Origin of the sequence: Pseudomonas putida (assembly GCF_028682455.1) — a bacterium.
GTDB classification, from domain to species: Bacteria; Pseudomonadota; Gammaproteobacteria; order Pseudomonadales; family Pseudomonadaceae; genus Aquipseudomonas; species Aquipseudomonas putida_AA.
The window spans coordinates 547162-573862 of record NZ_JANHLD010000002.1 but is presented as its reverse complement, the minus strand read 5'-3'; the positions used below and the strand labels follow the sequence as shown (position 1 = coordinate 573862).

The 26701-nt window shown below is 58.5% G+C and carries 27 protein-coding genes; 8 read left to right on the top strand and 19 right to left on the bottom strand.

Going from position 1 to position 26701, the window contains the following annotated elements; translation table 11 throughout:
* Window positions 1-325: 325 nt before the first annotated feature.
* Together NPS58_RS13320 and NPS58_RS13315 are read right to left on the bottom strand one after the other, a co-directional pair.
* Complete coding sequence (locus NPS58_RS13320) at window positions 326-1531, bottom strand: cytochrome P450 (protein WP_274115820.1); 1206 nt, start codon at window positions 1529-1531, stop codon at window positions 326-328.
* Window positions 1532-1563: 32 nt separating this feature from the next.
* Window positions 1564-2181 (bottom strand): TetR/AcrR family transcriptional regulator, encoded by a 618-nt coding sequence (locus NPS58_RS13315; protein ID WP_274115819.1) that lies wholly within the window; start codon window positions 2179-2181, stop codon window positions 1564-1566.
* A 256-nt stretch (window positions 2182-2437) separates the two neighbouring features.
* Here NPS58_RS13315 and NPS58_RS13310 point away from each other — a divergent pair, with 256 nt between their 5' ends.
* Together NPS58_RS13310 and NPS58_RS13305 are read left to right on the top strand one after the other, a co-directional pair.
* Window positions 2438-3190 (top strand): SDR family NAD(P)-dependent oxidoreductase, encoded by a 753-nt coding sequence (locus tag NPS58_RS13310; protein ID WP_274115818.1) that lies wholly within the window; start codon window positions 2438-2440, stop codon window positions 3188-3190.
* 22 nt (window positions 3191-3212) lie between these two features.
* Window positions 3213-4670: an aldehyde dehydrogenase family protein gene (locus NPS58_RS13305; protein ID WP_274115817.1), complete on the top strand. Its 1458-nt coding sequence runs from the start codon at window positions 3213-3215 to the stop codon at window positions 4668-4670.
* Window positions 4671-4897: 227 nt separating this feature from the next.
* Here the strand turns inward: NPS58_RS13305 and NPS58_RS13300 are convergent, their stop codons facing one another.
* Genes NPS58_RS13300 through NPS58_RS13285 form a run of 4 tightly spaced genes read right to left on the bottom strand, consistent with a single transcriptional unit; the run spans window position 4898 to window position 7740 of the window.
* Window positions 4898-5218 (bottom strand): 2Fe-2S iron-sulfur cluster-binding protein, encoded by a 321-nt coding sequence (locus NPS58_RS13300; RefSeq protein ID WP_274115816.1) that lies wholly within the window; start codon window positions 5216-5218, stop codon window positions 4898-4900.
* Between the two features lie 19 nt (window positions 5219-5237).
* Window positions 5238-5984 carry a TetR/AcrR family transcriptional regulator gene (locus NPS58_RS13295; protein WP_274115815.1) on the bottom strand — a complete coding sequence of 249 codons (747 nt, stop codon included), beginning with the start codon at window positions 5982-5984 and terminating at the stop codon, window positions 5238-5240.
* Window positions 5985-5989: 5 nt separating this feature from the next.
* Window positions 5990-6412, bottom strand: coding sequence for a DUF3237 domain-containing protein (locus NPS58_RS13290; protein WP_274115814.1), 423 nt, complete (start codon window positions 6410-6412; stop codon window positions 5990-5992).
* A 14-nt stretch (window positions 6413-6426) separates the two neighbouring features.
* On the bottom strand, window positions 6427-7740 hold the full coding sequence (locus NPS58_RS13285) for a cytochrome P450 (protein ID WP_274115813.1): 1314 nt from the start codon (window positions 7738-7740) through the stop codon (window positions 6427-6429).
* A gap of 134 nt (window positions 7741-7874) precedes the next feature.
* Here NPS58_RS13285 and NPS58_RS13280 point away from each other — a divergent pair, with 134 nt between their 5' ends.
* A complete protein-coding gene (locus NPS58_RS13280) occupies window positions 7875-9113 on the top strand; it encodes an NAD(P)/FAD-dependent oxidoreductase (protein WP_274115812.1) in 1239 nt (412 codons plus the stop codon).
* Window positions 9114-9173: 60 nt separating this feature from the next.
* Here the strand turns inward: NPS58_RS13280 and NPS58_RS13275 are convergent, their stop codons facing one another.
* From NPS58_RS13275 to NPS58_RS13250, 6 genes are all read right to left on the bottom strand, one after another.
* Window positions 9174-9935 (bottom strand): SDR family NAD(P)-dependent oxidoreductase, encoded by a 762-nt coding sequence (locus NPS58_RS13275; RefSeq protein ID WP_274115811.1) that lies wholly within the window; start codon window positions 9933-9935, stop codon window positions 9174-9176.
* Window positions 9936-9975: 40 nt separating this feature from the next.
* A complete protein-coding gene (locus NPS58_RS13270; RefSeq protein WP_274115810.1) occupies window positions 9976-10911 on the bottom strand; it encodes an alpha/beta hydrolase in 936 nt (311 codons plus the stop codon).
* Between the two features lie 22 nt (window positions 10912-10933).
* Complete coding sequence (locus NPS58_RS13265) at window positions 10934-12274, bottom strand: aldehyde dehydrogenase family protein (RefSeq protein WP_274115809.1); 1341 nt, start codon at window positions 12272-12274, stop codon at window positions 10934-10936.
* Window positions 12275-12284: 10 nt separating this feature from the next.
* The gene (locus NPS58_RS13260; protein ID WP_274115808.1) at window positions 12285-13391 is read right to left on the bottom strand and encodes an NAD(P)-dependent alcohol dehydrogenase; all 1107 of its coding nucleotides are present in this window, start codon (window positions 13389-13391) and stop codon (window positions 12285-12287) included.
* 100 nt (window positions 13392-13491) lie between these two features.
* The gene (locus NPS58_RS13255; protein WP_274115807.1) at window positions 13492-14262 is read right to left on the bottom strand and encodes a 2-keto-4-pentenoate hydratase; all 771 of its coding nucleotides are present in this window, start codon (window positions 14260-14262) and stop codon (window positions 13492-13494) included.
* 71 nt (window positions 14263-14333) lie between these two features.
* Window positions 14334-15446, bottom strand: coding sequence for a nitronate monooxygenase (locus NPS58_RS13250; RefSeq protein WP_274115806.1), 1113 nt, complete (start codon window positions 15444-15446; stop codon window positions 14334-14336).
* A gap of 172 nt (window positions 15447-15618) precedes the next feature.
* On the opposite strand from NPS58_RS13250, the gene NPS58_RS13245 reads away from it, so the two are divergent.
* On the top strand, window positions 15619-16563 hold the full coding sequence (locus NPS58_RS13245; protein WP_274115805.1) for a flavin reductase family protein: 945 nt from the start codon (window positions 15619-15621) through the stop codon (window positions 16561-16563).
* 31 nt (window positions 16564-16594) lie between these two features.
* On the opposite strand, the gene NPS58_RS13240 is transcribed toward NPS58_RS13245, so the two are convergent.
* The 4 genes from NPS58_RS13240 to NPS58_RS13225 form a co-directional block, all read right to left on the bottom strand.
* Window positions 16595-18127, bottom strand: coding sequence for a DHA2 family efflux MFS transporter permease subunit (locus NPS58_RS13240; RefSeq protein ID WP_274115804.1), 1533 nt, complete (start codon window positions 18125-18127; stop codon window positions 16595-16597).
* Window positions 18120-19364 carry an HlyD family secretion protein gene (locus tag NPS58_RS13235; protein ID WP_274115803.1) on the bottom strand — a complete coding sequence of 415 codons (1245 nt, stop codon included), beginning with the start codon at window positions 19362-19364 and terminating at the stop codon, window positions 18120-18122. Before NPS58_RS13235 ends, NPS58_RS13240 begins: the two co-directional genes overlap by 8 nt.
* The gene (locus NPS58_RS13230) at window positions 19315-19782 is read right to left on the bottom strand and encodes a MarR family winged helix-turn-helix transcriptional regulator (RefSeq protein WP_274115802.1); all 468 of its coding nucleotides are present in this window, start codon (window positions 19780-19782) and stop codon (window positions 19315-19317) included. Before NPS58_RS13230 ends, NPS58_RS13235 begins: the two co-directional genes overlap by 50 nt.
* A 94-nt stretch (window positions 19783-19876) precedes the next feature.
* Window positions 19877-20746, bottom strand: coding sequence for an acyl-CoA thioesterase (locus NPS58_RS13225; RefSeq protein ID WP_274115801.1), 870 nt, complete (start codon window positions 20744-20746; stop codon window positions 19877-19879).
* 123 nt (window positions 20747-20869) lie between these two features.
* On the opposite strand from NPS58_RS13225, the gene NPS58_RS13220 reads away from it, so the two are divergent.
* Genes NPS58_RS13220 through NPS58_RS13210 form a run of 3 tightly spaced genes read left to right on the top strand, consistent with a single transcriptional unit; the run spans window position 20870 to window position 23041 of the window.
* On the top strand, window positions 20870-21643 hold the full coding sequence (locus tag NPS58_RS13220) for an SDR family NAD(P)-dependent oxidoreductase (RefSeq protein ID WP_274115800.1): 774 nt from the start codon (window positions 20870-20872) through the stop codon (window positions 21641-21643).
* A 10-nt stretch (window positions 21644-21653) separates the two neighbouring features.
* Window positions 21654-22670 (top strand): phosphotransferase family protein, encoded by a 1017-nt coding sequence (locus tag NPS58_RS13215; RefSeq protein ID WP_274115799.1) that lies wholly within the window; start codon window positions 21654-21656, stop codon window positions 22668-22670.
* Window positions 22671-22696: 26 nt separating this feature from the next.
* The gene (locus NPS58_RS13210; RefSeq protein WP_274115798.1) at window positions 22697-23041 is read left to right on the top strand and encodes a DUF6285 domain-containing protein; all 345 of its coding nucleotides are present in this window, start codon (window positions 22697-22699) and stop codon (window positions 23039-23041) included.
* A 285-nt stretch (window positions 23042-23326) separates the two neighbouring features.
* Here NPS58_RS13210 and NPS58_RS13205 read toward each other — a convergent pair whose 3' ends face one another.
* The 3 genes from NPS58_RS13205 to NPS58_RS13195 are packed head-to-tail and all read right to left on the bottom strand — an operon-like array spanning window position 23327 to window position 25624.
* On the bottom strand, window positions 23327-23986 hold the full coding sequence (locus tag NPS58_RS13205; protein WP_274115797.1) for an enoyl-CoA hydratase/isomerase family protein: 660 nt from the start codon (window positions 23984-23986) through the stop codon (window positions 23327-23329).
* A gap of 13 nt (window positions 23987-23999) precedes the next feature.
* Window positions 24000-24431 carry a Zn-ribbon domain-containing OB-fold protein gene (locus tag NPS58_RS13200; RefSeq protein ID WP_274115796.1) on the bottom strand — a complete coding sequence of 144 codons (432 nt, stop codon included), beginning with the start codon at window positions 24429-24431 and terminating at the stop codon, window positions 24000-24002.
* Window positions 24428-25624 carry a thiolase C-terminal domain-containing protein gene (locus NPS58_RS13195; protein WP_274115795.1) on the bottom strand — a complete coding sequence of 399 codons (1197 nt, stop codon included), beginning with the start codon at window positions 25622-25624 and terminating at the stop codon, window positions 24428-24430. The genes NPS58_RS13200 and NPS58_RS13195 overlap by 4 nt, the downstream gene beginning before the upstream one ends.
* Window positions 25625-25756: 132 nt before the next feature.
* Here NPS58_RS13195 and NPS58_RS13190 point away from each other — a divergent pair, with 132 nt between their 5' ends.
* A complete protein-coding gene (locus tag NPS58_RS13190) occupies window positions 25757-26692 on the top strand; it encodes an alpha/beta fold hydrolase (RefSeq protein ID WP_274115794.1) in 936 nt (311 codons plus the stop codon).
* Window positions 26693-26701: the final 9 nt, after the last annotated feature.

Genomic DNA, 26701 nt, shown 5'->3' with positions numbered 1-26701 from the left:
CCTATCCTGCGCGCTTGTACACTTATGTGTATTCGGGAAGCTGTGGCAGCCTTGGGGCTAAACCTGTCTACGACCTGAACCAAACAGTAAACACACAGTACTACTCGCCTGGCCCGGGCATCCATCTTCGCAAGAGCGTACCGGTGGTATATGACACGCTGCACGCTGGAGGCTATGCATTGGTTGTACGGGGAGGCCCAGCCGATGGGGGGCACGAACTTTTCTGCGGCAAGCTGGGCTGAGATAGTTGCCTGGTGACAGAGCGCTCATCGCTTGCTCCCAGCGAGCAAGCGATCGGCCAATAGATACCAAGATATCCCTGTAATTAGTCAGTATTTACCGGGCTCCAAACCAGCGGCAATGAGGTGATTGTGGCGACCGCGCGCGCCGCGAACTTCACTTCGGTGCCAGGCTTGATTTCAAAGTCAGGAATACGCTTGAACCATTCCTCGATGAACAGGCGCAGTTCGATGCGTGCCAGTATCGAGCCCATGCAGCGGTGTACACCGCCGCCGAAGGTAGCGTGTATCGGCTTGTCGCGGTTGAAATTGACGGTCAGCGGATCTTCGAAGCGGCGTTCGTCCAGTCCGTCGAGGGCGGTGGGGACGACAACCATATCGCCGGCCTTTAGGTCGATGCCGTGGTATTCGACATCCTGGGTCACCTCGCGGGCCAGGTTGGCGATAGGGTAGCGGCGCAGCAACTCTTCCACAGCGTTGTTGATCAGGCTTGGGTCCTCTATTAACTGGCGACGATGCGCTGGGTTGAGGGCAAAGAAGCGGGCGAAGAAGCCCATCATTGAGGCCACGGTGTCCAGGCCTGCGAGCAACAACAGTGTGAGCATGCCGGTCAGGTCGTAGTCGTTCAGCAATTCACCGTCCACCTTGGCGGTAGCGATCGAGCTAAGCAGATCATTACCCGGATTGGCGCGGCGCTCTAAGACTTTTTGCATGCCATACCCAGCAATCTTGATCAGCGCTTCGCCACGTAACCGCTCGTCCTCCTCGCGCACTACGATCTCGGCCAGGTCAGTGAGGAGGCCGCGATCCTGTTCAGGCAAATCGACAATGTTCATGAAGATGGCGACGGGCAAGTGCTGGGCGAACTCACTGACGAACTCGCATTCGCCCCGGGGCTTTAACGCCTCGATAAGTTGGATGGCCAGCACGCGGGCACTTTCCGTCAGGCTGGCCACGGCTTTCGGCGAAAGGGCGGCGGCCAGCAGACTGCGGTACTTAAGGTGCTGCGGCGGATCAACCTGCAGCGGTTTGAGTAGTGGTCGCTCAATCGTCGGCTTCGGTACGACAATCTGCCGGGAAGAAAAGTGTTGGTGATCATTGAGCACTTCGTTGATGTGTTCGGAGCGGGTTACCACCCAATGACCGCCATTGTGTGGCGTCCAGAAAATCTCCGGGGCCTTGCCATGCAGCAATTGCTGCATGCCAGCTTGGTATTCAGCGCCGTCGATCGCGAAGTCGTAGATGTTGAAGTCGAACACACGGTCTGCGGGTACATGGGCGGGGATGGTCACGGTGGTGTCCCTCTTGTTGTTTGGCTGGCGTATCAGGACAGCTCGATGCCTGCGGGGCGACCGAGCAGGTCATAGATCAGGCGGATGAAGAGTCTCCCGGGACTACTGAAGCGATCCTGTGTGGTTTTGCGTTCGAACTGCAGGCCATGGGTGAAGGTGTGGACGACGAAGGTAATGTAGTCCGGGTCGGCGCTTGCCTCGCAGCCGGTGGCGCGGCACAGGCTACCAATCATCTCCAGCAACTGTTGCATGGTCTCGCCATTGACGGCTTCAAAGCGTTCGCCGAACTCCGGGGAACGTTCGGCCTCCAGGCGCAGTTCGACGGCGAGCAACCACCATTGGCGCTGACTGGCGTCTAGGTCGAATTGTTGTTCCAGGCGTTGCAACAGTGTGACGGGGTCCAGGGACTCGTCGATCAGCGTGCGCCACTGGGTGATGGCCAGGGAGTTGTTTTCTCTCATCAGTTCCAGGGCCAGGTCGTTTTTGCTGGAGTAGTTGGAGTAGAACGCGCCCCGTGAGTAGCCGGCGGCCTCGGTGATGCGATCGATGGAAGCGCCGGCGATACCGTACTGGGCAAACTCGCTGCGCGCCGCGGCGCGCAGACATTGCCGCGTGATGTCCTGGCTTTCCTGTCGGGTGATTCTGGCCAAGGCACTCTCCTTTTGGTTGTTGCGAATTTGAAATACATCACGCATCTGAATCTTTATCGTATTTATGATCCGGGCGCTCGTCAACAAAACATCCATATGATTTATATTTATTCGCAGATGCTCGGCGATTACAGATGCAGTTTGTATTTCAAATTTAATCGTGCGTATCATCTATATAGATGTGGCGTAGCGAGCCCGACTGTCCGTCATGCTCGACGCGTTAACGAGTGACAACAACAAGATGGAGAGCAAACACATGAGTTTCGACAACAAGGTTGCGATCGTTACCGGTGGCGCCCAAGGCATGGGGCGCGAGTATGTTCGTTTGTTGGTGGAGCAGGGCGCCTGCGTGGTGATCGCCGATATCAACCAGGATCAGGCTCAGAGGGCTGCTGCTGAGCTGGGTTTCAAAGAGCAGTTGCTGGCGGTCCGCACCGACGTGGGCGACCTGGCTTCTTGCGAGGCCTGTGTGAGGGCCGCCGAAGAGCGCTTTGGCGGCGTCGATTACCTGGTCAACAATGCCGGCTTGCTATCGGCGGCTGCCTTCACGTCGCTGATCGATATTCCAGTGGAAAAGTACCGGCAGATCACCGAGGTGATGCTCAACGGCCAGCTGTGGATGGCTCGTGCCGCGGTGCCTGCGATGCGTAGGCGTGGTGGCGGTGCGATCGTCAATGTGTCTTCGATCGGCGCCTATCAGGCCACCGGCGTGTATTCGCTAACCAAGTTGGGGGTCAACGGACTCACCATCAATCTGGCGCGCGAGTTGGCCAAGGATAATATCCGCGTCAATGCTGTCGCTCCGGGTACGGTTGCCACTGAGGGTATGCAGCCGCTGATGAGCGTGGAGCAGATGGCCCAGTGGGGACAGATGCTTGGTCGTCCTACCGAACGTGTGGCTACGCCGGACCTGATCGCCCAGGTGGGCCTGTTCCTGCTGTCGGATGCGGCGAGCTACGTGCGCGGGCAGATCATCGCGGTCGATGACGGCCAGCAAATTCGCGTCTGACCCAGCCAAGGAGATCAGCAAGATGAGTCAAGACCGTACCCCGCCTGCCAGCAGCCTGCTGATTGGCGAGCATGAATTGAGCAGTGCCAGTGGCGGCGTGTTTGCCCATATCAACCCGGCTACTGGTGAACACCAGGCCAACATTCCTCTGGCTGGACCTGCCGAAGTCAATCAGGCCGTGGCCTGTGCCAGCCAGGCTTTCGAGGTCTGGCGGCGCCTGCCCGGAGCGCAGCGCGCGTTACTATTGAACCGTTTTGCCGACCTTATCGACACACATACCGACGAGTTCATCCGCCTGGCCGCGATCGAAGGTGGCACGCCGATCACAGTCGGAGCTGGTGGTCCGCGTCTGGGGGCGGAATGGACGCGCTACTACGCCGGTTGGGCCGACAAGATCGATGGTCAGGTGGTATCCATGCCGCCAGCCGAGGAACTGATCTACACCCGGCCTGAGCCTTATGGGGTGATCGGCATCATCATCACCTGGAACGGCCCGCTGATCTCCCTCGGCATGAAGGTGGCACCGGCCCTGGCCGCTGGCAACACCGTAGTGATCAAGCCAGCTGAGCAAACACCCTTTGTCGCCCAATTGTTCGCCAGGTTGGCGCTGCAGGCAGGGATTCCACCGGGGGTGATCAACGTACTGCCGGGCTCCACGGAGGCGGCGCAAGCCTTGATCGGTCATCCGCACGTGCAAAAGGTGACCTTTACAGGCGGCCCGGCGACGGCACGCAAGATCCTTCACCAGTGTGCCGATCTGCTCAAGCCCGCTGTGCTGGAGCTGGGTGGCAAGTCCGCCAATATTGTTTTCGAGGATGCGGACGTTGCGGCTGTGGCACAGATGGCAGCATTCTGGAGCGTTGGCCTGCTCAGTGGTCAGGGTTGCGAGCTGCCGACCCGGTTGCTGGTGCAGGACAGCATCTATGATGCCATGGTTGAGGCCGTCAGGATGGTAGCCGGGCACCTGCCGCTGGGTGATCCCTTCGACCCGAACACCATTGTCGGTCCAGTAATCAACGAGGATGCCTGCACGCGCATCCTCGGCATGGTGGAGCGGGCTAAGCGCAGTGGTGCTGGGCGCCTGGTGCTGGGTGGTGAGCGACTTGGTGGCGAGTACGCCAACGGCTACTACCTGCGGCCTACGGTGTTCGCCGACGTCGATCCAGCCAGTGAGATCTCGCAGCAGGAAGTGTTCGGCCCGGTGCTGGTGATCCAGCGCTTCCAAACGGAAGAGCAAGCCATCGCCCTGGCCAACTCCACCGGCTATGGCTTGGGCGGCTATATCCAGACCCACGACCTGGGCCGTGCCAACCGCCTGGCTGCGGCGCTGAAGACCGGCTATGTGCACATCAACGGTACGCGCAATATTCCGGCCTGCGCGCCTTTCGGCGGGATAGGCCTGTCCGGCTACGGCAAGGAAGGCGGACGTCCCGGATTGGACGAGTTCATCCGTTTGAAAACGGTGAGCATGCCGGCGTGAAAAAGGGCCCTCGACGCAGAGGGCCCATGTAATCGTGGCTGAAAGGAACCTGAATTTGAAACCACTGCATTTCGCCTGGGCTTGCTCTACCGTGCCGATGAGCTAGCGCGCCTGCCGCGGACAACACGGCTGCCGCCATGAGCGACTTACATTGACTCGTTAGCTGCGACGCTGTGGCCGCATCGCAGCGTTCGTGTTGGCGAAAGTGGCGTAATAACCAACTCAACTCAGAACTGACGTTCCGGTATCCGCACTATCAGTCCGTCCAGGGCATTACTCATGAACACCTGACACGCTAGTCGGCTGTTCTCCCGCACGTCCAGGGCGCCGTCGAGAATTTCAAGCTCCTCATCAGTGGCTGCTGGTACGCATGCCATCCAGCCAGGGTCGACATAAGTGTGGCAAGTTGCACAACTGCAGCTACCGCCACAGTCGCCCAGTATCCCCGGGATCAGATTGGCAACCGCTATTTCCATCAGATTGGTGCCTTCGTTGGCCTGCACGGTATGTGCGGTTCCGTTGGCTTCGATGTATGTGAGGTTTGGCATCGGTTTGTGTCCGTTGTTGTTATAGAGGGGTGTGGCCGGTGATTTCCTGACGAAACAGTGCCAACAATTGGTGGACTTCCATAAGTCGTGCCTCAAGCCTGGCCAGGCGCGACTCGACACCTTCAGCCCCTTCACAAGATGGCAGCAGAGCAGCAGTGGGAGGTATCAGCACAGGTAACACGAAAGTATCCAAATGATGGCGCAGGCGCTCTGCAGTCCAGTCATCGCTGGCCTTGATCTGCAGAAGCTGGCGAACCAGCCACTCGATCATTTCATCAACGTCGAGCTCAGCACGCAGTTCTCCGCGGGCTTTGGCGGCGCCGATAACCGGCAGCAGGATGCGACTGATCTTGGCGCGAAATACCGAACTGAAAAGTTCAAGGCCACTGCGCGATACACCGCTATTGAGCAGGCCCCTGAGCAGCGCATTGCGGGGCACTTCCAAGACCGACCAACAGACGAATTGGGCGATCCGCTCCGGTAGCGAGTCGGCCCCGGTCAGAATCTGTTGGGCCTTGGCTTCCATTGGGCGTGACTGGGCATCGAGTACGGCAGCAAACAAACCTTCCTTGCTGCCATAACGGCGATACAGGGTAGCGCGGGAAAGCCCGGTAGCGCGGGCGATATCATCCATAGACACTTTGTCCAGCCCCATCCGGACAACACAGTCGGTGGCAACGGTGATGAATTGCGGCGTCAATTTCAGGCCGCGCGCGTCGCTACCTGTGCCAGAGAGTGAAGTGTTGTTTGGCAGGGGCCGGAGCATAAGGATCAATTCGCCTGGTAGATGTCGTAGACGAGGGTATCGTTCTCGCCCTTGACGCCGCGCCCAACGGCCTGGACTTTATTCAGCCAGGCGTAGCGGCTATCGCCGGTTTCGAAGGTCGGTGTGATCATGAGTGGGGAAGTGCCATCAGCGCCGACGCTTGCGCGGCCGGTATAACTGACATGGATCAACGCACCGTCATGGGTCTCCAGAGTGCAGCGCACATCGACGTGCAAGGTACCGTCAGGACTTACCAGAGCCCAGTCGGCCGCGGCAACTGGCTTGAGGGTGGCGTTCAGGCGTTCGCCTTCCCACTGCGCCGATAACACATCGACAATGGCGCGTGTACCGCGGGGTGTGTTGGGAAGGTAGTTTGGCGTACCCAGTTTGAGTGTGGCAGTGGCGAGGTGCGTAAGGGTAATGCTCATTTTAATTGTCCTTATCAGTGGGATGAGTGCGGTTGGGCAGTGGCGCCAGTGAAGGGGCAGGTTTGTGGACGTGAGGCATTGGAGGCATAGAAGCTCAGGCTGTTATCGGCGTTTGCCGATTTACCTGGGCTGAAACGCACCGGCATTTTGTTGATGCCGTTGGTGAAGTTCGAGCGCAGGCGCTGCACTTCGCCATCCAGCTGGATATCCGGTAGGCGTGTGATGAGCTCCTTGAACATGGCTACCAGCTCGGAGCGCGCCAGCATGGCACCGAGGCAGCGATGGATACCGGTCTTGTGACCGAAAGCCAGGTGCTCGCGAGCATTGGCACGACGGACATCGAATTTGTCCGGATCGCTGAAGACGGTTTCATCCCGATTGCCCGAGCAATACCACATCACTACCTTGTCGCCGGCCTTGATGGTATGGCCGTCGAGTATGTAATCAGCCTTCGCCTTACGTGCAAAGCACAGCGCTGGTGTAGTAACGCGCAGCATTTCTTCGATGGCGTTGGGCAGCAACGAGAGGTCCTCCCGCAGGGCCTGCATCGCGTCGGGATTCTCGATCAATTGCAATGTGCCATGCAGGATTTGGGTGCGCGTGGTCTCGTTACCGGCAGTGGCGAGAATCAGGAAGAAGCAACCCAGATCGAACTCGGACAGCATCTCGCCGTCCTGCTGGGCGTTGGCCACAAGGCTGAACACGTCTTCAGTAGGTTGGGCGCGACGCTTGGCGGCAAGTTGCATGGCGTAGGCGAACATTTCCTGTTGCGCCTTGTGCATGCCACCTGCGCTAGAGATGCGTGGATCTTCGCCGCCGAACATGGCATTGGCCCAGTCGAACAGACTCTGTCGATCCTCGGCGGGCACACCGAGCAGGTCGGCGACTACTTCAATAGGCATATGAGCGGCCAGGTCATGGAAGTCACACCTACCTTGCTCGATCACCGCATCGATGGACTCCACCGCCAACTGGCGGATGCGGTCCTCGATTTTCGAGATGGCCTTGGGGGTGAAGCCGCTCATGATCAGCTTGCGCAAGGTGGAGTGTCGAGGCGGGTCGGAAAGGATGATCATCTTTCCAACGGTTGCGGCCAACACCTCTTCAGGAACATCCAAAGGCGATACCCCCGTCTCGGAACTGAATACTTCGACGTTGTTCTCCACTTCCTGGATGTCTCTATAACGGGTTACCGACCAGAACCCACTGCCATCCGCACGGGTCTGCCAGCTTACCGGGTGTTCTTTTCGCAAGAAGGCAAAGTACTCATAAGGAACACCACCTTCAAATACGCCAGAGTCGGACAGGTCAACATCACCAAGCTTCATGAATTACACCTCTTCTTGTTGTGGGTGAGACAAATCAGCGGTTGTGTTCCAGCAATTGAGTCGCTGCCATTGATTTGTATCTTATAGATGATTAATGTGATTGCAACAAGGTCAACAAAAAAAGGTGCGCAACGATGTCCAAGTCAATCAAGCTCTGCGACGTTCTGATCGTCGGTGGCGGCCAGGCCGCTGCACAAACAGCGTTTGCCCTTCGACAGCAGGGCTTCGCAGGTAGCGTTGTGTTAGTCAGCGATGAACCGGTATTGCCCTATCAGCGCCCGCCGTTATCCAAGCAGTTCCTGCGCGGCGAGGTTTCCCTGGAGTCCCTCCAACTGTGGCCCGCTGCAGCGTATGAACAAGGCCGGATTGAGTGCATGCTGGGGACTACGGTCGTTCGGCTATTGCCCGATCTGCACCAGGTAGAGCTTCAAGGCGGGCAGCGACTTGGCTATGGCAAGCTGGTACTGGCCACGGGTGGCAGGGCGCGGCGCCTGACGTTGCCGGGGGCGGAGCTTGCAGGTGTTGAGGTGTTGCGTACTCAGCAGGATGTGCTTGCAATTCGAGACGGCTGGCAGGCGGAGCAACGACTTGTCATCGTCGGAGGCGGCTATGTAGGGCTGGAAGTGGCGGCAGTAGCCAGAGGGTGTGGCCACATTGTTACCGTGCTGGAGCAGGCCGAACGGGTACTGGCCAGGGTCACGGCGCCTCAGCTGTCACAGTTCTACGAGAAGCTTCATCGCGGTCACGGGGTGGAAGTGCTCACCAACGCCGCGGTGGTCGGATTCCAGGCCGATGCGTTAGGCAAGAACGTTGCCGCAGTGGTGCTGACTGATGGCCGGGTCATCCCTGCCGATCGAGTGATTGTGGGCGTTGGGTTGATTCCCAATACTGAATTGGCTGAGCAGGCAGGTCTGGCGCTGGAAAATGGCATTCGGGTGGATGCTTTCTGCAAGACCAGCGATCCGGACATTTATGCTGCAGGGGACTGTGCGAATTACCCCTGTGGCTTCTTTGGGCGACGTATGCGCCTAGAGTCGGTGCCCAACGCCAATGAGCACGCACGCTGCATCGCGGCAAACTTGTGCGGGCAGAACCAGCAACTACAGGCATTGCCCTGGTTTTGGTCGGATCAATATGGTTTGAAATTACAAATGGCGGGGCTGTCTGAAGGGCATGACCAATTCGTTCTGCGTGGCTCGCTCGCCGACGGTCAGTTCAGCGCGTTCTATCTCAAGGGCGGCCAACTGATTGCTGTCGATTGCGTGGGTCGCCCGGCGGAGTTCATGCAGGCTCGGCGTCTGATCCAGCAGCGTGTACCGGTGCAAGCTGAACAATTGGCGGATGAGTGCGTAGGTTTGAAAGGGTTGGCCTGAGCGGCGGCTAGCAATGCGGGACGGCTCACGCACCAGCCGCCCGCAGAATCTGTCGGGTGTTTAGCGCAAGCGGATCCCGCCATCGAGCCGAATGGTTTCACCATTGAGCATGACGTTGACGATGATCTGCTCGGCCAGTAGCGCAAAGTCTTCCGCTTGACCCAAACGACGTGGGAAAGGGGTCGCCTGGGCAGAGGCCTGCAAGCGATCACTGGGCTTGTCGGCTAGCATGGCGGTTGCAAATGGCCCCGGTGCCACAGTCATTACGCGAATGCCATGGTTGCCCAACTCCCGGGCAGCCGGGAGGGTCATGCCCACCACACCAGCCTTGGAAGCACCATAACCCACTTGACCCGCGCCGCCATCGAAAGCACATACCGAAGCGACTGTCACGATCACGCCACGCTCGTTATCGGAACCGACAACCGGATTGTTGCGCATCCGTGCCGCAGCCAGACGAAGAACGTTGAAGGTGCCGACTAGGTTGATATCGACAATTCGTTGATAGTTAGCAAGATTGGCCGGATTGCCATCGGCATCAAGTAGAAACTCGGTTTCAGCAACACCGGCACAATGGATGACCCCGTGCAGGCCAGAGGTCCCGCTGGCAGCCTCGATGGCCTGCCCCATGTCGGCCTCACTGCGTATATCGCCTTGCAGGCCCTTGGCGTTAGGGCCCAGCGCCTCCACCGTGCGTCCGATGTCCGCGCTGATGTCGCTGAGCAGCACGTTCGCGCCACCAGCCAACAGTCGTTTGGCGGTAGCCAGTCCCAGCCCTGAGGCAGCGCCGGTTACCAGAAAATTTTTGCCTTTGATTTCCATGAAACAGTCCTATTGAATTTTTAGGGTAGGAACTTGTTACTCAAACGCGAGCCAGCGCTGTTTGCAGTGCATCAATGGTCTCATTCAGGGCTTGGTTGGAAAGCTGAAGCATCCCGATGTAACTCATGAAGCCATGAATCGCACCGGGGTATACCAGGCTGTGAACCGGAACACCCGACAAGCGCAAACGTTCGATGTAGGCCAGACCTTCGTCTTTGAGCGGGTCGTAACCACCCACCACTAGCGTCGCAGGCGGTAAGTTGTACAGATCGTCAGCCTTTAATGGGCAGCAATAGGGTTTGTCGGCATCTTGTGGTGCAGTCAGGTATTGCTCCCAGAACCAGCGCATCATGTCGGTCTCGAGGAAATAACCAATGCCCACCTCGTGGTAGGAGGTACGACCTAGGTCATTGTCGCAAACCGGGTAGAAAAGCAATTGGTGCGCGATGGCCGGGCCACCGCTGTCACGCGCTTTGATGCAGACGTTGGCAGCCAGGTTACCGCCAGCACTGTCACCACCCACCAACAGTCGCGACGGGTCGATCGAAAGCTCCAAGGCTTGTCCGGCTACCCATTGCACAGCTGACCAGGCATCGTCGAACGCCGCCGGAAACTTGGCCTCCGGTGCGCGTCGATAGTCCACCGACACGACCAGGGCGCCAAGCCGGTTGCTCAAAGCACGGCACAGGTTATCGTGGCTGTCCAAGTCGCCCAGTACGAAGCCGCCACCGTGGAAGTAAACCAGCGCTGGAAGCACACCTTTAGTGTGTGGGCGATAGAGCCGCACGGCGATATCCGAACCGTTGCCAGCAATCTGGCGATCGCTGACCTCGGCCAGGGGTTCGCCCTGGCCGCGGTTGACACGCTTGGCGTCAGCCAGTGCCCTGAAGGTTTCAGCGGTCAGCTCTTCATAAGGCGGTAACTTCAGGGCGCCGAAAGCATTCAGCAATCCCTGCATTTGCGGATCAAGAGACATGTGATGGAGTCCTTGAGAAGGTTTAGGCGCTCTGCTGGACCAATACCGAGCGGGCATTTGACAATTCGAGGAAGCCAGCGTGCCCGTGATAGCGACCCATGCCACTCCCGTTCACGCCGCCGAATGGCAGGTTCTTCTCAACGAAGTGCATCATCACATGGTTGACCGTGACACCGCCGGAGGAGGTCTGCAACAGGACCTGGTCGATGAACGCCTGGTCATGGCTGAAGATGTACATGCCTAGCGGCTTCCCCGTGCGATCGATCTGCGTGAGTACCTCGTCCAAGTTGTCATAGGCCAGCACCGGCAGCAGTGGACCAAAGATCTCCTCCTGCATGATGCGAGCATCCAACGGCACGTTGTCGAGCAACGTCGGGTGGATGGTCAGGCTTTCTCGTTCGGATTGGCCACCGCGCAACACCCGCGCACCACGCTGACAAGCGTCCTCGACATAGCCCAGCACCCGTTCGAAGTTGCGCGTGTTAACGATGCGCGGCAGGCGCTCGAGGCTCAGTTCGCCGTTGACGTAAAACATCTTCTCGATGGTTTCGGCCAACAATCGGCAGAACTCTTCATGAAGCGAGTGGGGCACCCATACGTGGTCCACTGACAGGCACAGTTGGCCGGCGTTGTTGAAGCGGCCACCGACTACTTTAGCGGCGGCTTCATGCAGGTCGTACGCACTGTCGAGAATGGCCGGGCATTTGCCGCCTAGCTCCAGTGTCACTGTAGTCAGATGCCGCGCGGCGGCAGCCATTACACGTTTGCCTACTGCCGGACTGCCGGTAAAGAACACGTGGTCGAATGGCAGTTCTTGCAACGCTTCTGCGACTTCGATGCCGCCTTCGACCACAGCGACGTCTTGTTCGTCAAACACCGAGCCGATCAGCTCGGCGATCACTGCGCTCGTCGCAGGCTGAAGTTCATTAGGCTTTACGATGGCACTGTTGCCGGCGGCAACGATCGCCACCAGCGGCGCCATGACCAGGGCAAAAGGAAAGTTCCAGGCGCCGAGCAGCAGTATGACGCCGCGTGGCTCATACTGGATGTGCGCGGCAGTGTTGGGCAGGTAAGACGACTGCGCAACGGGCTTAGGTGCCATCCATTGCTCCAGTTGGCCAATGGCCGTCGCCAGCTCACCCAACACCGAGGCGATTTCGCCGCCTTTGCCGCCGTTGGGAGCCTTGCGAAGGTCTTCATACAGGGCTTGTTCGATTTGCGGGATGCGCGCCACGATGGCGTCTTTCAATTTCGCAAGCTTGGCCCCACGGACGTCGGCGCTTTCCTGTTTGCGCGCCACACGGGTGGCGCGTTGAAGGGCGAACAGCCGTTCGATGCGATGATTATTGTTTTCAACGGACATGGCTTCTTCCTCAAGGCAGGCGCAGGACAGGTTTGATCGCGCTGCCGTCATGGGCATCGTGGATCGCTTGGTTGATCTGATCGAATGGGTAGAACCGAATCAGCTTCTCAACGGGAAGCAGTCCGTCCTTCCAATAGCCGATCAGTTCGGGAATGAACAGGTCCGGCACACCGTCGACTCCGGCCATGATGCTGCCCTGGATCTTGATGTTCTTGCTTTGCACTTCGATGGGGTTGAACGTGACGCTGGCCTGGGCGCCGGCCATGCCCACCAGCACCACATTGCCGCCAATACCCAGGGCAGAAATGGCCTGTTGCATCACCACTGGGACACCGGTCGCCTCAACACTGTAATCGGCGCCGCCTCGGGTAATTTCATGGATCGCCGCCACTGCATCGGTGTCGCTGGCATTGATCACATGGGTGGCGCCTAGCTCTTGGGCAAGGTCGAGGCGGCTTTGCACTTTATCGACCACGATCCGCTGTCTGCAGCCGGCAATCTTCGCCGCCATCAGCGCAGCCAAACCGACACCGCCGGCACCGAACACAACCAGGTTGGAGCCCGCGCGCGGTCGCAAGGTGTTCAACACCGCTCCGGCGCCGGTCTGGATACCGCAGCCCAGGGGCGCAAGTACCTCCAACGGCAAATCTGCATCGACTTTAATCACATTGCGTTCGCTGGTCAGCGAGTGGCTGGCAAACGAAGATTGGCCAAGGAAACCGGCGAACACCGGCTTGGCATCGTGTTGGTGCGTGCATCCGCCATCGCAGGTCTTCCCGCCGGACATGTTCAAGGCGCGGAAGCTGGTGCAGTACGAAGGATTAGCGGCCAGACATGACGGACATTTACCACAGGAGGATGTGGTCATGATGACGTGATCGCCTACAGCTATTTTGCTCACCTGACTGCCAACCTTTTCCACCACACCGGCCCCTTCATGACCGAATAGTACTGGCCAGGGCATTGCCGGATTCGCCAATACGTTGAGGTCGGTGTGACACAGGCCGGTGGCTACCACTCTCACCAGAATCTGTTGAGGGCCGGGATCCGCGATATCAACCGATTCGATAGTCAGAGGGCCGTTGCTTGCGAACGCCAGGGCTGCTTGGATTTTCATGTGGCACTACTCCTTGTTATTTTTCTAGGTGATACTGGGAAGTGACTAAATCATGTATATCATTGGTATTTATTGGCGGCAAGCTCAGGCTCTCGCCGGCTTAAACAAAGGTCACGAAGGCCGAGCCAACCCCGGCAAGCCGGGCTTCGAATAAACCGCCGTGCTTGGGCACGGTGATCAAATCGCGGTAGGGGTTACCCGTCGACACCAGGGTTCCGGACTCCAGAAACAACCCACTGTTCGCCAATTCTCGGGCCAGCCACAGTACGGCATTACCCGGATGATTCATGATGTGAGTAAGCGAACCTTCAGCCAGACGACGACCTTCATGCCAGGCTGCCATGTTGAGGTCGAAGTCACCCAGCGTGTGTGCCGCAATCCACGGCCCGCCCAGGACCAACATACCGCTCAGGGCGTTGTCGGCTTCGATCTGGGTGCGGTTCGGAATGCCACGAGCGTTTTGCTCACTGGCGCTCGGTTGCCATCCGGCCCATCGGCTATCAGCAATCTCGATCCCTGCGCAAACATGTGATTGTCCAAGCAACTCTTCCAGGGTGGCCGTCGGATCCAGGGCGTCGTCCAGGCAGAACACCACTTCGGTCTCCACCAGTGGGTCGAATAGTCGATCCCGGTGCAACGATGCAGGGCCCTGGATGATCATGTCGTCAGTCAACGCACCCCAGGTCATCGACATAGACACTTTGTATCCGCGGATGAGCGCCGGATTGCCTGCTGTCACTAGCTGCAAAGACCGGTGCTTGACGGCGACGGCCTCTGCCTTGGTCATGTCCTTGGGAGGTTCTATGGGGGTCAGAGTCTGGCGGGCCGTCACCAAGCGGGCAGCCAAAGCGTGGATGTGCTGTTCGTTCATGGTGATAGCCTCACTTGAAAAAAAGGGCCGGCGGTGGGGAACACGAACCGGGCCCTTGGAAACACGTGGGTCTATTCGGCGACCAGAGTCTGCAGCCGATCAGTGGCGTCCAAGTATTCGCTGAGCATGTTGTAGAAGATCTCTTTCACGGTGGTTTCACCGTGCATGTCGCCGACGATCTGGCCCACCGGGTGGCTCATATAGTCCACGGCATGGGAGCGCTCGATACGGGTGCGCGCTTCGTATACCGAAATAGTCTGCAAGGGCATCGGTAGAGGCTTGGGCGCACCGGGTTGTTCGAAAGCCTCGGTGAGTTTGCTACGCAGCATGCGACAGGGTTTACCAGTCATCACGCGAGACTGAATAGCCTCCTCCGAACGGGCGTCAAACAGCCGCTGCTTCATTTCAGGTGCCAGTTCACTTTTGTCGGTACCGAGCCAGATGGAACCGCACCAGACACCCTCGGCGCCCATGGCCATGGCGGCGGCCATCTGCCTGCCGCGGCCAATGCCGCCGGCTGCCAATACCGGAATCGGCGCGACAGCATCGACCACTTGAGGCCAGAGCACCATCGAACTGACCGTGCCAGTATGCCCGCCGGCCTCGCTACCTTGGGCGATGATGATGTCCACACCTGCTGCAACTTGTGCTTTGGCGTGATCCAGGCGTCCCACCAACGAGCCGACTTTGACGCCTCGGGCGTGAAGCTCATCGACCTTGTGCCGAGGTGGTGTCCCTAGCGCATTGACCACCAGTTTCACCAGCGGGTGGCGCAATGAAATTTCAATCAGCTCTTCAGCCGATTCAGGGGTCATGTGCAGCCGTTCCAGATACTCCTGGACCATACGCTGCGACTCGCCGGCCGGTAGGGGAGCCATGCCGGCGTCGTCACAGAGCTGGCCAAGAAAGCGTTGATTGACTTCAGGCAGTGGCGGCAGTGTTTGCAGGCGCGCGGCCGATTGCTCGTAACGATTTGGGATGAGGATGTCCACGGCATAGGGACGACCTTCGATGTGCTCGTCAATCCAGGCCAGCTCTTGCTCAAGCTGCTCGGGTGAGAAGCCACTGACGCCCAATACCCCCATTCCGCCCGCCTTGGAAACTTCAGCCACGACGTCCCGACAGTGGGAGAAGGCGAAGATGGGTAATTCGATGCCTAGCATTTCACAGACTTGAGTCTTCATTGTTATAGCTCTGCTCAGTGATGATGATCCGTGCATTATGGTATATATGATTAATATGAATACACAAGCCCAGATCACGACCTTATAGCTTGATTAATAGATATATAATTAATATGATTTTCTAGACCGTTCGCCTGCAGAGGGCGGACAGCGGTGAACCGAGGAGAGCAGCGTGAGTCAGTCAAATGTGGTTATTGATAGCCGGCAGTTCCGCAACGCGCTGGGCGCCTTCGCCACCGGCGTTACCATAGTCACCACTCAGGATGCCGAAGGCCGGGATGTGGGGCTGACAGCCAGTAGCTTCAATTCCGTGTCTCTGGAGCCGCCCATGGTGCTCTGGAGTCTGACCAAGACCTCAGGGAGCTTGCCGGCGTTCATGGAGGGCGAGTATTTCGCCGTGCACGTACTGGCGGCTGATCAGCAGTCGACGTCAGACCGGTTTTCCAAACGGGGCATCGACAAGTTTGAAGGCCTTGCGCTGGAGCGCGGTGCAGGGGGCGTTCCGTTGCTGGGTGATTGTTCCGCACGTTTTCAGTGCCGCACGAGTTACCGCTACGAGGGCGGTGATCACATTATTTTTGTGGGGGAAGTGATCGCATTCGATCATTGGGCCCATCCTCCCTTGGCGTTCCATGGCGGGAAGTACGCCAAAGTCTTTCCGCGTGCAGCAGCCGTCGCCGAGATCGAGGATGTGGGCAGTAGTTTCAATAAGGACTACCTGGGCTTTTTACTCGGTGTGGCGTCCATGCAACTCGCCGTTCCGGTACGCTCGGCCTGGCAGGCTATGGGGTTGAGCGAGTGCGGGTATTTCGTCCTGAGTGTACTCGCTGCCGGTAAACACCGAACCTTGGCACATATCAATCAAATTCTGAGCCTGGGCGAGCACCATTTCGATGACGCAGAAATGGACCGACTGATAAGCGCTGGCTGGATTACCGTGGAGGGAGAGGGTGTATCGCGCCAATTTGACCTGACGACAAAAGGGCGCGAGCTAACAGTGAAGTTGTTTGTACAGGCCAAGTCCGCTGAGCAGAAAGCCATCGAAGGTCTGGATTGGGATGACCTGGCCTTGCTCAAGGGAATGTTGCAGAAGATCATCCGCAATACTCGGGTGTAACAGGAAGGGCGCCACTTGCGGGCGCCATCCCTCAGTCGAGCACCATCGCCTCATCATCGGCCCGGTCGGGCTTGCCGCTGGGCCGCATCAGCAGCAGTAGTGGCATGACTGCTATTGCCAGTAGCATCAACAACCTGAAGTCATTGAGATAGGCCATGCTGGTGGCCTGGTGAGTAATGGTCTGGTCCAGCAGTGTTCGTCCCGCAATACCGGCAGGGTTGAAGTAACTGTTGGCCGCCCAGCTTTCCAGTGCTCTGTTGAACGGCGTTATCAAGCCGCTGATTTCTTCGTGCAGCACCTGGGTGTTGCGTGTCAATAGCACCGTTACCAGTGAAATGCCGACACTGGAGCCGACGTTTCGCGACAAGCTGAATAGGCCCGTGCCATCAGCTCGCAGCTTGGGATCCAGCGTTGCGAAAGCAATGGTGTTCAGCGGCACGAACAACAACCCCAGGCTAGCCCCCTGCACGAAGCCCACCGCGATCAAGGTGTGCATCGACACATCCGGCGTCCAGCCGGACATCCAGTGCATCGACAGCGCCGAGAGCAGCAGCCCGGTGAACAGCAGCCAGCGGGTATCGACCTTGCCGATAATCTGTCCGGCCAGGAACATCGTAAGCATGGTGCCCAGCCCTCGGGGGCCCATGGCCAGGCCCGCATCGAGCACTGGATAACCCATCAGTTTTTGCAAGTAAGGGGTCATTAGTGCCAGTGAGGCGAGATAGGTAATACCGATGATGAAAATGAAAACGACCCCTAGCGCAAAGTTACGGTCCTTGAATAGGCTGGGGCTGATGAAGGGCTTGTCAGCCGTAAACATGTGCACTAGGAACACGTAGCTCGCCACCAGTGCCACCACCAGTTCGAGGAGGATTTCCCCGGAACTGAACCAGTCCAGATGCTCACCGCGGTCCAGCAACAGCTGAAAGGCAAGAATTGCCACGCTCAAAGAGCCAAACCCCAACCAGTCCAGGCGTGTTTCACGGTCGACGGTGGTTTCGCGGACGTATTTCATCAAACCGACAAATGCCAGCAAGCCGATCGGCAGATTGATGAAGAAAACCCAGCGCCAATTCAGGTGTTCCGTCAACCAACCACCCAGTACTGGGCCCAGCACCGGGCCGACCATCACCGAGACGCCGAACAGCGCCATCGCCGAACCTCGCTCCTTCAGGCTGTAGCTGTCGAGCATGATGCCCTGTGACAACGGCACCAATGCCGCGCCCGCCAGGCCTTGTAGCAATCGGAACAGGATGATCTGCTCCAGCGTCTGGGCCAGGCCGCAAAGAATTGAGGTGATGACGAAGCCGACGATTGCGCTGAGCAGCACGCGTTTACGGCCGAATCGACGGGCCAGAAAGGCTGACGGCTGCGTCATGATTGCAGCGGCGACGATGTAGGAAGTCAGTACCCAGTTGATCTGATCGGCGCTGGCCGAAACGCTACCCTGCATATACGGCAGGGCGACGTTGGCGATGGTGGTATCCAGCGCCTGCATGATCACGGCAAGGATGACGCAACAGGTCAGCAGCGCACGATTGGGCGCGACGCCTCCGTCATTCATGGCCAGCATCCTGGCTAGAGCCCCATCCGAAAGCCATGGTTCGCGAGCGGCCGGTGTCAATCTCGGTCTCCACGCTCATGCCATGGCGCAGGGGCGGCTTTCCAACCTGATCATCGATCCGAATGCGCACCGGGATCCGTTGCACTACCTTGACCCAGTTTCCCGTGGTGTTCTGCGCCGGTAGCAGCGAGAAACTCGAGCCTGAAGCGGGGCTGATGCTCTCGACCTCACCGTGCCAAACAACGCCAGGATAGCTGTCAACGCGAATTTCTACCGGTTGGCCTGGTCGCACGTGCGTCAGCTCGGTTTCCTTCGGTTGGGCCGCAACCCAGAGTGAGTGGCTCGCCACTAGACTGAGACCTGATTGTGGTGGTTGCAGATAACTACCGACCTGGAGGGCGTCCACATTGGTAACTATGCCGTCAAACGGTGCCCGCACTACCGAGTTGTTAAGATTGCGCTTCGCTTCGTCAACCAGGGCCTTGGCTTGCAGCCAGGTTGGCTGCTGCTCCACAGGGATGTCCAGCCGGCCACCTAACTGGGCCAAGACGGCCCTGGCCTGGGCCTTGGCGACTGCTATTTTTTTCAGCGTGGTGTCGAGGTCATGGCGCGCTTGATCATAAGTAGCGCGGGATACGGCATTGACGGCCAGAAGCTTTTCCTGGCGTCGGAACGCTTGTTCGAAGAATGGCAGCTCGGACTGAGCCTGATCGATTTCGGCCAGTGCCTGACTGTACCCCGCTTGTTGGTTAAGTATTTGGTTGCGTACCGTTCCAAGGTTGGCAGTAGCGCTGGCTAGGGCAATCTGGAAGGGTTCGGCATTCAGGCGGAACAGCACCTGCCCACGGGCAACCATCTGGTTGTCCTTCACTTCGATGGCGTCGACCAGCCCGGACACATCGGTGGAGACGGCGACCTTGTCAGCCTGTATATAGGCGTTATCAGTGGATACCACGCGGCCGCCGGTTGCATACAGATAGCCGCCGCCGAGTAAGGCCAATGGAATCAGCAGGAACAGCGTTTTGCGAACGCGCTGACGTTTGGGATTAGCGGTGGCGTCGCCAGGACCAGGCGGGGCGTTTTGCGCCGTACGCTCGAGGTCTAGGTACGCAGGTCCCTGTTCGCGATTGTCCGGACGTGGCTTAGCGGGGATGTGAGGGGAGGCAGGTGCGCTGGAAAGTGTGGGCTCAGACATGATCAGCCTCACCAACGGCATCGACAGGTTGATTGCAGGCATCAATCAAGTGTTCGCGCATACGCGATAGCAAGTCGAACAACTGGCGTTGTTCTTCATCGGTAAAGCTCCCGATGGCCTCGCTGCGAGTCTGATTACCCAGCCCGCGCAAGACATCCAGCAAGGGTACTGCTTCGGGTGTCATGAAAAGCTGCGTGACCCGACGATCGCTGGGGTGCGGGCGACGTTCGATCAAGTTGCGCTCCTGCATTTTGTCGAGCAACCGCACCAGTGTGATCGATTCGATTTCCATAAGATCAGCCAGGCCTTTCTGATGAATACCCTCGTTCTTTGAAAGAATTGCCAGAACGTGCCATTGCGACCGGGTAAGGCCGGTATGTCGGGAACGTTGTTCGAATCGCTTGCGCATCAAGCGTGCGGCATCGTGCAGGACGAAACCCAAGGTCACAGGAGTAGGCATGGTCGCACCGAAATTATTGTTAGCAGGCTAATGATAAGCATGCCTGTGACAAGTGTGCTAGTTGTTTTGTGCGGTTGCTATGTCTCGATACACATCAGCTCTGGCGAAACAGGGAATGCTGGGCAACGCTCGCCACCAGCGTGCCTTGCTGGTCATAGATATCTCCGCTGACCAGTCCCGCGCCGCCACGCAAGGCAGGGCTTTGCAGGTCGAACAGCAACCACCGGTTCACATTCGGCGTTTCGTGAAACCACAGGGCATGGCTCAAGGTTGGGGCGAAAAATTTCCGCGACAAGCGTTCGTCTACATGTGGCAGAACCATGGGGCTATTGACCCAGGCGTCCGACATAAAAATCAGGGCTGCTTCATGCAGGCGCGGATCATCCGCGACAGGCAAGCGGCTGCGCATCCAGTATCGCAACCGCGTACCTCGGCCTTGGCAAAACAGAAAGGCTTCGCTGTCTACTGGGCGCAGTTCATGCAATTGCGTCCTGCCCAGTACCCGTACCATTCCCTCGCTCAATCGTTCGCGATAGTGCTCGGCAAGCTCCACCAGGTCCGGCAATCCGTCCGGACCTGGTGCGTCAGGGAAGGGCTGAGCATGACTTGCGCCTTCTTCCGGATACTGGAAGCACAGGCTGGCACGCAGGCAGGCTTGGTTTTGTAGTTGCACCTGAACCTCCAGATTGCTGAAGGTGCGGCCTTGCAGGGTGGGCTCAATCCGGTAGCGGGGTGGCGGTGTGAGCGGGTGCGGGCGCAGGAAGCTGGCATGGATCGAGCGCAGTGCCCTGGTCGTTTCGATCTGGGTTGCAGCAGCGTAGAAAGCCTGCGACATCAGTTGGCCACCGAATACATTACCGGACAGATTCGCCTGGCCACACACCCCCTGATAGAGGCCATCTCGCGGTTGCAGTTGGACCAGTTCGGCGAAGCTTTGAGGGGGCAGAGGGTGCTGTGTATCCATGTGTACGCCTTGTATTCATGTGAATTGCTAAGGTGATTTGACGCGCATTGCGACGTAACTAACCTTGTATAAATATATAGACAATTGATATGATTATTCGAAAGAAATTTCGAGGGATCTGCCATGGTCGACGCCACACTGCACAAATTGTTCGGGCTGGAAGGTAAGCGGGCGCTGGTAACGGGTGCTTCCTCGGGATTGGGTCTGCATTGCGCTCGGATACTGGCGCTGGCCGGTGCCGAGGTGGTGTTAGCGTCCCGGAGGATCGACCGCTTGCGCGACCTGGCCGCGGGCATGCCGGGGAAGGTTTCAGCTGTCGCAATGGAGGTGTCCGACCAGCAGAGTGTGCGTCGCGCCTTCGATGAAGTGTGCGCGTGTATTGGTATGCCAGACATCATCCTCAACAATGCTGGTGTGACGATCACCAAGCCGGCCCTCGAGCAAACAGAAGCAGATTTCGATGCAGTGCTCGATACCAACCTGAAGGGTGGTTGGCTAGTTGCCACCGAAGGTGCGCGGCGCTTGGTAGCGGCCGGGAAAACAGGTGTGATTATTAATACTGCGTCGATTCTTGGGGAGCGTGTAGCCGGTGCGGTGGCGCCCTATGCCATTTCCAAGGCGGGTGTGGTGCAGGCTACCAAGGCGTTGGCGTTGGAACTGGCTCGTTACGGTATTCGCGTCAATGCCTTGCTACCCGGCTACGTGGTGACAGATTTGAACCAGGATTTTCTCAACAGCGAAGCCGGTGAGCGCTTGCGCCAGCGTATTCCCAGCCGCCGTTTCGGCGAATTGACCGACCTCGATGCACCCTTGTTACTGTTGGTGGGGGACGGGGGACGGCATATCACCGGCGCGACCCTTGCTGTCGACGGCGGTCACTTGGTCAGCGGACTTTAGGAGCGCGATAGTGGACAATCAGCAACAGCAACGACTCGCCGAGTATCTGGCGACCACCAGCCATGCCAGTTCCGCGCAACTGACCACCGTACGGCTGCTCTCGGGAGGCGCCATTCAGGAAAACTGGTTGGTTGATGCCGAATTCAGTGATGGCCCCCATGCCGGCATTCAAGCGCTGGTGGTTCGTAGCGATGCTGCATCTGGGGTGGCCTCCAGTCATGGCCGGGCCCAGGAGTTCGCCTTGGTCAAGGCTGCTTACGACGCGGGCGTCACTGTGCCGGAGCCACTTTCGCTGTGTACCGATGTACGGGTGCTGGGGCGGCCGTTCTTTGTCATGCGGCGTATACAGGGGACCGCCAGTGCACACCTTATCTGCCGACCCGGCTCCCCTTGGGGAGGCGACCGCGGTGAGTTGGCCGAACGGCTGGGTCGGGAAATGGCGCGAATTCACAGCATTCGGCTGCCCCACCCTGAGCTGGAGTTTCTGCCGAGTTATGACCAGGCGCCTTCACTTTATCTCATCGAGAAATATCGGGCATTTCTGGACAGCCATCATACGGCTTACCCTGCATTGGAGTGGGGCTTGCGCTGGCTCGAGCGCCATGCACCGCAGCGTGATCTGGTCGTGCTGTGCCACCGGGATCTGCGCACTGGCAATTACATGGTCGACGAAAACGGGCTTACCGGGATCATCGATTGGGAGTTTGCCGGCTGGAGTGATCCACTGGAGGACATTGGTTGGTTCTGTGCAAAGTGCTGGCGCTTTGGCCAGGACGCGCTGGAAGCAGGCGGCATCGGCGAGCGCGAGGCATTTTACCGTGGGTATGAGGTCGAAAGTGGCCGAACGATCCCTCGCGAACACGTGCGCTACTGGGAAGTGATGGCGCATCTGCATTGGGCGATAGTCTCCATTCAGCAGGCGGAGCGTCACCAGACAGGTGAGGAGAACTCTTTGCTGCTTGCGTTAACAGGGCATATCACGCCTCAGTTGGAGTGGGAAATTCTGAATATGACGGAGCATGATTGATGCGTACACGTCCCGATGGAGCCGACTTGTTGGTCGTCGCGCAAAAGCTGTTGCGGGAGCAACTACTGGTGGTATTGCCTGACGAGCACAAACACAATGCTTTGATGATCGCCAATGCCATGGGCGTGGCGATCCGTCAGATGCAGGCGGGTGAGGCAGCGCAACATGAAGAGTGCCGCAGTCTTGAACGACTTCTGCAGCGTCCGCTCAGCGATCCTTCGCAGGTGAATTCCGGCAATCGTGAATTGAGCATGCTGTTGCGGGCGGGCCTGGCCGATCCTGGCCAAGCCAAGCGAACCGAGGTGCTCAACCATTTGCGACGTGCGGTGCGCCAGGCTGTGACTGAAAGTAATCCCAAATACCTGACTTGATCGTTCAATGGCCCAAGCGCGTGTGCGGCGTGCCTTCACATACGACGTTCATCGGTGAAGACCCGTCGTACAGTAAGCGTGCGCAAGGGCCACCCGTAAAATAAAAGCTCGGCAGCCGCAAACGCAGGTGCCGGGCTTTTTCAGTGACGGCTATCGAACTTCAAAGATTTTCTGCTGCTTGCGCAGGGCCTCCACATCCAACTGAGCCTGAGCAACCGGATTGCCCAGCAATGGATACTTGAGCGATTGCACAATGGCTTGTGAGCGCGGAACGTCGAGGGACTCCTAGATTGCGCGTACGGTGCCCTGCACAGCAGCTGCTGGCTTGGCGGCAATCCTGGCCGCTAATTCGTGCGCCCGGTCCCACAATGCTTCGTTGGCGGTAACTTCACTGACCAGACCGATTCGAAGGGCAGTGGGCGCACTGATGCGCTCATCATTACCCAGCAGCGACATGCGCAGTACTTCGCCCAGCGGCAGGCGGTAGGACATCCCAATCGGCTCGACCGCACAGACCATGCCGTATGACACGTGAGGGTCGAAAAATTGTGCATCTTCGGAGCAAATGATGATATCGCTCTCGTTGAGCCAGTAAAACGCGCCGGCACAGCAAAGGCCATGCACGGCAGTGACGACCGGCTTCCACACCTGGTTTGCGCGAGCACCAAGGCTTTCGCCCGGGTCACGCTGGTTCCAGATGTTCTCGGTGCCCAATACGTTTTCACTCGCGTGCTGCTTGACGTCGGCACCTGTGGAGAAGGCGCGGCCCGGGGCACCACGCAAAACCACCGCGCGAACGTCTTCGTTCTCGCGGATGTGTGCCCATAGGTGGTCGAACTCACGCAGCATCGTTAGCGTGAAAGCGTTCATCGCCTCGGGGCGATTGAGGGTGATGGTGCCGACCCCGTCAGGGCTCACGTTAAAAAGCAGAGTTGTATATTCCATGGAGGCTCCGGGGTCAGACTGCGCGGAAGACAGGCTGTTGCCAGCCTTCGGTAATCGGGTTCCAGTCAACCGTAATGGCCATGCCGATGGTGACGGCTGCCGGTTCGATGTCGATCAGGTTGGAAACCAGGCGGATGCCGGGGGCGTCATCAAGTTCGACGACCACCGGAATGTAAACGAAATCCTCCACACCCGGAAATGGCGAGCGATTGCATACTGCATAGCTGTACACCGTACCTCTACCGCTCAGTTGCGGCCATTTCGTATTCTGGCTCTGACAGTGCGGACAGTAGGGGGTAGGTGGCATGCGAAACGTCTGGCAGTCACCGCATTGGGCTGCCACCAGACGACCTTCCTGGGCCGCCAGCCAGAAAGGCTCGGTCCACGGATCAGTGGTGATGTGCACATGCTCGCCGGGAAGGGCGCGTGAAAGGGACTGCGTCATGCGGATCTCCTGAGAATGAGGCCAGAAACCGGAATCGAGGCGGGGCCGCCCGTGACCAGTGCGGTCTCGGCGTTGGATACCTGATTGATCGCTGTACCGCGCAACTGCTCCACCGCTTCGAGGATGTGGGTCATGCCGATGATGTAGGCCTCGGACAATTGTCCGCCATGCGGGTTGACTGGCAGGCTGCCCGTGCCAAAGCGTATTGCACCGCTCTCGACGAAAGGCCCGCCTTCGCCCTTGCCGCAGAAGCCATAGTCTTCCAGCTGCATGATGACCATCGGGGTGAAATGGTCATAGATCAACGCGACATCGATGTCGGCCGGCTTCATTCCTGCCTTGTCGTACAAGCGATCGGCAATCGATTTATGTCCGGAGGAGGCGAAGTACTCATCACTCATGCCCATGCCAGCGAAAGCCCGGCCCCATTCGCGACGCCCGCCATGTGCCGCAGCGCGCACCAGCACCGGCTTTTGCTTCAGATCCTTGGCACGTTCCGTCGAGGTGGTAATCACCGCGACTGCACCGTCGGTTTCGAGGCAGAAATCCAGGCGGCACAGCGGGTCGGCGAGCATCGGCGAGGCAAAATACTCTTCCAGGGTCAGCGGTGTACGGCGGATCGCTCCGGGGCGGTTCAGGGCATTGTTGCGGCTACTGATCGCCACTTCAGCAAACGCTTCGCGCCGGGTGCCATACAGATGCATATGTCTACGCGCCAGGACTGACATCAGATGCCCGGGACCGACCAGTCCAGATGGCTGCAGAAACGAGTTTTCAGGGTCTGGCTTCAGGGCGCCGAACACTGTGCCCAAGCGCTGGTTGCGCTGCTGCAGAGCCATAACCGTAACGACATGCTTTGCCTCTCCAGCGATGATTGCTGCCGAAGCGAGACCAATTGCACCGGCCGAACCGCCGCCGCCGCCGGTCAGCGTGGCAGTGAAGGTAACTTCCGGTATGCCCAGCATCTCCATGATGCTGGCGGTGTCCATCGTGTCCAGATAACCGGCCTTGGCACCGCCGTAGTAGGCGAAGCCGTCAATGTCCTTGACGTTCAGTCCAGCGTCTTTGCAGGCGGCCAGGATCGCTTCGCCAATCATCTCGTTGATTGTGCGCGGCCAGGACTGGCCACGCACGTAATAGGGCGTGGCGCCCACACCGACGATCGCGGTTTTGTCGCAGTGTTCCCAGGTCATGCGAGTCCCTCTTTTCTGCGCTTGTTCTTGTGGTTCGATGAGGATAGCGCGGCGATATCTTAAACGTCTATATCATTATACTCTTAGCGCGCTATGATATTCCCCAGGCGCCATTTCATCGAGGAGAGTGCCGTGATCGAAACCCTGACTTCTAGCGAAAGCTGTACAGAGGACGCAAGCGGTTACTGCGCGCAGCATGTATCGCGTTCGGAATTTATCGAGGTGCGTGGTAGCCGCCACCATTTGCGTCGTTGGGGCTCGCCGCAGGCACCGTTACTGGTGCTGCTCCATGGCTGGATGGACAACTCCGCCACCTGGCAGTTCATGGTCGACCAGTTGCAGCATGATTGGAACATTATCGCGCTGGATTGGGCCGGCTTTGGCTTGAGCGATAAACGTGAATATTACGCCTTCAGCGAGTACCTGGCGGATCTGGAAGCCTTCCTTGATCTGGTAAGTCCGGGTGAGCCGGTACGCGTTGTGGCACACAGCATGGGCGCCAATATCGCCAGCTTGTACGCAGGTGTCCGGCCCGATCGCATCCACAGCTTCGTCAACCTGGAAGGTGTCGGGCCGTTTCCAAACCACCTGGCGACCCTCGCTGCCCGAATCGGCAACTGGCTTGATTCACTGTCCCGCCCGGGCGCTGGGCGTACGGTGCATTTGCCGGATGTGGCCAGCATGGTGCGGCGGATGCTTCGAAAAAACCCGCGCCTCGATCAGGCCCGGGCCGAGTTTCTGGCCCGACACTTTGTCGAACCTGATTCTGCGGGCGGGGTGCGTATTGCAGCAGACGTCAAGACGTTCAGTTTCATTCCAATCTTCCCGCATGCCGAGCAGGTTGAAACCTTGTTGTCGCGAATCACTGCCCGGGTGCTGTTCGTGCGGGGTGCGGATTCGTTCGTGAGCCAGGCCTTCAATGGACATGAAGCGGCGCTGCAGCGTCGCTTTGACTGCGTAGGCGGTTCACGAACGGTGTTGATCGAGAATGCCGGCCACAACCTCCAGCATGACGTGCCCGCTGAACTGGCGGCATTGATAGATGAGTTCCTTGAACAAGACCAATAGAAGGAGCGG